The 2,967-nt window shown below is 72.1% G+C and carries 1 protein-coding gene; it reads right to left on the bottom strand.

Translation table 11 applies throughout. The annotated features are described in order from the left end of the window. The coding region (locus tag A3IG_RS0127835) for a condensation domain-containing protein (protein WP_018386870.1) at nucleotides 1–2,967 on the bottom strand (2,967 nt) is incomplete at both ends.

Below are 2,967 nucleotides of genomic sequence, written 5' to 3'. Positions count from 1 at the left end.
AGTTGTTCGTCGAGGAGGCGGAGGCGGACGTTGGGCAGCGGGGTGCCGATGACGGGCACGTCGACGGGGTCGGACAGGTCGTGGCAGGTGGCGTCCACGGTCGCTTCCGTCGGGCCGTACAGGTTGAGGGCCTGAGTGGCGGCCCCCCGTTCGCGCAACGTCCGCCACAGCGTCGCGGACACCGCCTCGCCGCCCACCAGGACCGTTCCCGGCACCCGGTCGCCCTCCAGCAGCCCGGCCTCGATCAGCACGCCCAGATGGGACGGCGTGACGTTGAGGACGTCGATCGCGGCCCGCCGCACCAGAGCCACCAGCGCCTCGGGATCGCGGCGCACGTCCTCCGGTGCGACGTGCAGGGTGTGTCCGGCGACCAGCCACAGGAACTGCTCCAGTGACGGGTCGAAGGTCATCGCGGTGGTGTGTGCGACGTTCCGCCGGGGCCCGCCCTGCGCCATGCGCCGTACGTGGCACAGAAGGTGGCGCAGGGAGCGATGCTGGACGGTGACGCCCTTGGGGGCGCCGGTGGACCCCGAGGTGTAGATGATGTACGCGGCCTGGTCGGGGTGGAGGCGCGGCGTGGGCGCCGAGCCGCCGCCTGGGGCCTGTCGCGGGTCGAGGTGGACGCGACCGGGATCGGCCGGCAGGTCGCGGGTGATGACCACGGGGGCCGCGACCTCGTCGAGGACGTGGGCGACGCGGCCGGCGGGCCACTCCGGGTCCACAGGCACGTAGACGCCTCCTGACCGCAGGACGGCCAGGAGGGCCACGATGCTGTCGGCGGAGCGCGGCAGGCACACCGCGACCGGTGTCTCGGCCACCACGCCGGAGCGCAGCAACTGCTCGACCAGGCCGGAGACGTGGGTGTCGAGCTCGGCGAACGTCAGCGTCGTGTCCCCGTATGCCAGCGCGGGCGCGTCCGGTGTCGCCCGCACCTGCGCGGCGAAGGCGTCCGGAACCGTCTCCGTGTCCGCATCCGCTTGAGGATCGGCTGGAGGCGTGTGCATCGACCCGGAACCGGCCAGCAGGCGCAGGCGTTCGGCATCGTCGCTCAGTGGCAGGTCACCCACTCGGAGGCCGGGGTCGTCCGCCGCCGCGCCGAGCAGTGTCAGGTAGTGGGCGGCCAGCACGTCCATGCGGGGCCGGTCGAACAGGTCGGGGCAGTACGTGAGCACGCACCGCTTCCCGTCCTGGCCCGAGACGACGTCGAGGGACAGGTCGAATCGGCTCGTCACGCCGCCGAAGCCGAGCGAGGAGCAGTCCGTGCCGTGCAGGACGAGCTTCTCGTCGGGGGCGTCGAGGAGCTGGAAGGTGACCTGGACGAGGGGGTTGTGGCTGAGGTCGCGCTCGGGCGCGAGCGTCTCGACCAGGGTCTCGAAGGGCAGGTCCTGATGGGCGAAGGCGCCCAGCGCGGCCTCGCGGACCCGGTCGAGCAACTCGAGGAACGACAGCTCCGACGAACAGCGGACCCGTACGGGGAGGGTGTTGACGAAGAAGCCGACCAGGGGTTCGGTCTCGGCGCGGGTACGGTTCGCCGCCGGCACCCCCACGACCAGGTCGTCCTGGCCGCTGTAGCGCGCCAGCAGTACCTGGAAGGCGCCGAACAGCGTCATGAACAGGGTGACGCCCTGCTCCCGGCCGAGCGCCTCCAGCCGCGCGACCAACGGTGCGGGCAGCGGGAACTCGACGGTCTCGCCCCGGTGGGACTGGACGGCGGGACGCGGATGGTCCGCGGGCAGCCGCAGCACCGAGGGCGCGCCGTCCAGGGCTCGCTTCCAGTACGCGAGTTGCTCCTGCTGCACCGGGCCGGTCATCCAGGCTCGCTGCCAGACGGCGAAGTCGGCGTACTGGATGTCCAGCCGGGGGAGCGCGGCGGGGGTGCCGGTGACGTATTCCCGGTACAGGCGGCCGAGTTCGTCCACCAGGACGTCGACCGACCAGCCGTCGGAGACGATGTGGTGCATGGTCACCACCAGCACGTGGTCGTCGTCGGCCAGCCGGGCCACCGCCACACGCATCAGCGCGCCGTCCGCCAGCCGGAACGGGATGCGTGCCTCCGCCGCCACCAGGTCCCGCACGCCGTCCTCGGTCCGCGCGGGCGGCTCGATCCGCACGACCCGCGTCGCCCGCCGCACGACCGGCGCGTCGGGGGCAGAGACGACCTGGTAGGGCACGCCGTCCCGCTCGACGAACGCTGTTCGCAGCGTCTCGTGTCGCTCGACCAGCGTCCGCAGCGCCCGCTGTAGCGCCTCCAGGTCGAGGGGGCCGCGGACCCGGTAGGCGTCGCACATGGTGTAGAAGTCGCTGTCGGGCATCAACTGGTCCAGGTACCAGAGGCGTTGCTGCGCGAACGACAGCGGCAGCGGTCCGCTCCGGTCCACCGGCTCAAGGGCCGGGGCCCCGTGGCCGAGGCCCTTGCCCTGTTCGGCACGGACGCGGGCGGCCACCTCCTCGACCGTCGCGGTGTCGAACAGCACCCGCAGCGGCACCTCGACGCCGAGCATCTTCCGGATCCGGGCCATCACCTGGATCACCAGCAGCGAGTGCCCACCCAACTCGAAGAAGTCGTCGTGCACACCGACCCGGTCGACGCCGAGCACCGCGCACCAGACCTGCGCCACGACCTCCTCCACCACGTCACGCGGCGCCACGAAGCGGACGTCCAGTTCCGGCCTGCCCAACTCCGGCACCGGCAGGCGACCGCGGTCCAGCTTCCCGTTCGACGTCAGTGGCAGCGCGTCCAGAACCACCACCGCCGACGGCACCATGTACGCGGGCAGCCGGCCCTGCGCGAACCTGCGGATGTCGGCCGGGCTGGCCTCGATGGCGTCCGCGGGCGTGACGTAGGCGATCAGCCGCGCGTGTTCGTCGTCGATGACGGCGGCTTCCTTGACGGTGGGGTGGTGGGTGAGGGTGGCTTCGATCTCGCCGGGTTCGATGCGGAAGCCGCGGAGTTTGATCTGGTTGTCG

The sequence above is a fragment of the Wenjunlia vitaminophila DSM 41686 genome (assembly GCF_000380165.1).
Classification (GTDB): Bacteria; Actinomycetota; Actinomycetes; order Streptomycetales; family Streptomycetaceae; genus Wenjunlia; species Wenjunlia vitaminophila.
Note: the sequence above shows the minus strand (reverse complement) of the source record. Positions and strands in the feature narration are given on the sequence as shown.